Genomic DNA, 3,045 nt, shown 5'->3' with positions numbered 1-3,045 from the left:
GGACCGGGCGGCCCGCCCGCTTCCCCCCGGTGGGGCGTCAGACCTCGGCGCGGTTGCGGAACTCCTCCGCGACGGCGCGGGTGGCGGGCAGGTCGCCGAGCGGTTCGCCGACCACCCGGGAGGCCAGCTCGGAGGCCAGCTTGATGACGTCCTCGCGCAGTTCGGCCTCGGCCAGCACCTTGTCGGCGGCCAGCTGCACCTGTGCCTCGGCCACCAGCTGCTCGCGCTGCTGGAGCCCTTCCGCCCGCAGGGCGGCGACCAGGGCCGCGCCCTCCTCGGCGGCGGTCTGCCGGATGGCGGCGGCCTCGTGCCGGGCGGCGGCGAGCTCGGCCTGGAACTCCTGGCGGATGCGTTCCGCCTCGGCCCGGGCCGCCTCCGCGCGGGCGATGCCGCCGTCGGTCCTGTCGTGGCGTTCGGCGAGGGTGCGTTCGATGCGGGGCAGCAGCACCTTGCCGAGCACCCAGAAGAGGGCGAAGAAAACGATCAGCCCGAGGATCAGCTCGGGCACGTTCGGCTTGAGAGGTCCCATACTCAGTATGCTATCCGCTCATCTGACGGTCCGTCCGGCCCGGGTCCGCTTCAGCGCCCTTGCCCGACAAGCCACTTCGCCCCCGACGCCCCCGACAGCCCCCGGCGACCCCCGGCAGCCGGCCGTTCAGCCGCCGGTCACCCCGTCGGTGTGCTCGCGCAGCAGGTCGGCGTGCCCGTTGTGGCGCGCGTACTCGGTGATGACGTGCAGGTACGTCGTCCGCAGCGACATCTCCTCCCCGTACGCGACCAGCCTGTCGTCCAGCCCGGCCCCGGCCACCGCGAGGTCGGCGAGCCGCTGCTCCTCCAGCAGCGCCCGGTACTCCTGCTCGGCCCGCTCCGGCTCCAGCAGGTCGAAGTCGGCGTCCTTGTGGCCCTCCACCGCGTGCAGCGGCGGGACGTCCTGCCCCGCGAAGCGGATCCGGAACCACGTCCGCTCCACCTTGGCCAGGTGGCGCATCAGCCCGAGCAGCGAGAGCGAGCTCGCGGGCAGCGGGCGCAGTGCGAGCTGTTCGCCGGTCAGCCCGGCGCACTTGTGCAGGAAGGTGGCGCGGTGCCAGGCCAGGTAGCCGGGCAGCAGCTCGACCTCGGGCGCGGTGAGCGAGCCGCCGGTGCGGGTGGTGGCGGGAACGGTCCATGTCATGCGCCCGATCATGCCGATACCCGCCCCCGGCGCACCAGGGGATTTCCCCCGCGCCTCTTCCCCTCTTCCCCTCCTCCCCGCAGGCCGCTCAGGCCGCTCGGGCTCCTCGGGCCCCTCGAACTCCCCGGACCGCTCGGGCTCCTCGGGGTCCGTCCCGGTTCCGTTCCGCCGGTTGGTAGCATCGCGGTGAGCCGTGACTGGCGCGCTGGGATGGAAGTCACCATCGGGAAGCGGCTCCGTGTGGTGTCCTCGGGCACCGTGTGCTGTCGCCGTGCGCCTGGGCCGTCCGAATCGTCGTTCCGTACTACGAGGAGACCGCCCGTGGTCGAGTCCGTGTCCGCACACACCTTCGGCAGCCCCGCCGCCGACACCGCCTTCCGCAGCGCCCTGGACGTGGTGCGCGCCGTCGAACCCCGGATCGCCGCGGCGATCTCCGGGGAACTGACCGACCAGCGCGCCTCGCTGAAGCTGATCGCCAGTGAGAACTACGCCTCGCCCGCCGTGCTGCTGGCGATGGGCAACTGGCTGAGCGACAAGTACGCGGAGGGCACGCCGGGCCGCCGCTTCTACGCGGGCTGCCGCAACGTGGACGCCGTGGAGGAGCTCGCGGCCGAGCACGCCCGCGAGCTGTTCGGCGCGGAGCACGCGTACGTGCAGCCGCACTCCGGGATCGACGCGAACCTGGTGGCGTTCTGGGCGGTGCTCTCGCAGCGGGTGGAGAGCCCGGCGCTGCGGCGCGCCGGGGTGCGCAACGTCAACGACCTGAGCGAGCAGGACTGGGCCGAGCTGCGCCGCGAACTGGGCAACCAGCGGATGCTGGGCATGTCGCTGGACGCGGGCGGCCACCTCACCCACGGCTTCCGGCCGAACATCTCGGGCAAGATGTTCGACCAGCGCAGCTACGGGACGGACCCGGCCACCGGTCTGGTCGACTACGACGAGGTGCGGCGGATCGCCCTGGAGTTCAAGCCGCTGATCCTGGTGGCCGGGTACTCGGCGTACCCGCGGCTGGTGAACTTCCGCCGGATGCGGGAGATCGCGGACGAGGTCGGCGCGACCCTGATGGTCGACATGGCGCACTTCGCGGGTCTGGTCGCGGGCAAGGTGCTGACCGGGGACTTCGACCCGGTGGCGCACGCCCAGATCGTCACCACCACCACGCACAAGTCGCTGCGCGGCCCGCGCGGCGGCATGGTGCTGTGCACCTCGGAGCTGGCCGAGCACGTCGACCGGGGCTGCCCGCTGGTGCTCGGCGGCCCGCTGTCGCACGTGATGGCGGCGAAGGCGGTGGCCTTCGCGGAGGCCCGCCGGCCCGAGTTCCAGGTGTACGCCCGGCAGGTGGTCGACAACGCCCGTGCACTCGCCGAGGGCCTGCTGGCGCGCGGCGCCGAGCTGGTCACCGGCGGTACCGACAACCACCTGGTGCTGGCGGACGTCTCCTCGTACGGCCTGACCGGACGTCAGGCGGAGGCGGCGCTGCTGGACTCCGGCATCGTCACCAACCGCAACGCCGTGCCGCAGGACCCGAACGGCGCCTGGTACACCTCCGGCATCCGGCTCGGCACGCCCGCACTGACCACCCGCGGGCTGGGGGCGGCGGAGCTGGACGAGGTCGCCGAGCTGATCCACACCGTGCTGACGGCCACCGTGCCGGTCGGCTCCTCGAAGGCGCAGTACGCGCTGGACGAGGCCGTCCGCGACTCCGTCGCCAAGCGCGCGGTCGACCTGCTCGCCGACCACCCGCTCTACCCGGGCATCACGCTCGGCTGATCCTCCCTCCCCCGCGTCCCCGTCCGGACGCCCCCGGCCCGGGCCCCCCCCCCCCCCGCCGGCCGGGCCGCCCCCCGGTCGCTTATAAAAAAAAACGAGCCCAC

General features: G+C 73.2%; 3 protein-coding genes and 1 riboswitch. Of the genes, 1 reads left to right on the top strand and 2 read right to left on the bottom strand.

Annotated features, from left to right (window positions below; genetic code table 11):
* Positions 1-37: 37 nt before the first annotated feature.
* Together ACFUEL_RS37600 and ACFUEL_RS37595 are read right to left on the bottom strand one after the other, a co-directional pair.
* Positions 38-529: a hypothetical protein gene (locus ACFUEL_RS37600; protein WP_380242383.1), complete on the bottom strand. Its 492-nt coding sequence runs from the start codon at positions 527-529 to the stop codon at positions 38-40.
* A gap of 126 nt (positions 530-655) precedes the next feature.
* Entirely contained in the window at positions 656-1,171 is a 516-nt protein-coding gene (locus ACFUEL_RS37595) for a DinB family protein (RefSeq protein WP_380242381.1), read from the bottom strand.
* A 183-nt stretch (positions 1,172-1,354) separates the two neighbouring features.
* Positions 1,355-1,461, top strand: a riboswitch (ZMP/ZTP riboswitch).
* Positions 1,462-1,492: 31 nt separating this feature from the next.
* Here ACFUEL_RS37595 and ACFUEL_RS37590 point away from each other — a divergent pair.
* Complete coding sequence (locus ACFUEL_RS37590) at positions 1,493-2,941, top strand: glycine hydroxymethyltransferase (RefSeq protein ID WP_380242379.1); 1,449 nt, start codon at positions 1,493-1,495, stop codon at positions 2,939-2,941.
* The last annotated feature ends 104 nt before the right edge of the window (positions 2,942-3,045 follow it).

Origin of the sequence: Kitasatospora sp. NPDC057198 (assembly GCF_042670125.1) — a bacterium.
Classification (GTDB): Bacteria; Actinomycetota; Actinomycetes; order Streptomycetales; family Streptomycetaceae; genus Kitasatospora.
The sequence above is the reverse complement of the archived record's forward strand: the minus strand, read 5'-3'. Positions and strand labels throughout refer to the sequence as shown.

What these genes read in the sequence shown, in the direction of transcription:
- ACFUEL_RS37600 (WP_380242383.1), bottom strand. Translation starts at nt 529, where the DNA reads ATGGGACCTCTCAAGCCGAACGTGCCCGAGCTGATCCTCGGGCTGATC.
- ACFUEL_RS37595 (WP_380242381.1), bottom strand. Translation starts at nt 1,171, where the DNA reads ATGACATGGACCGTTCCCGCCACCACCCGCACCGGCGGCTCGCTCACC.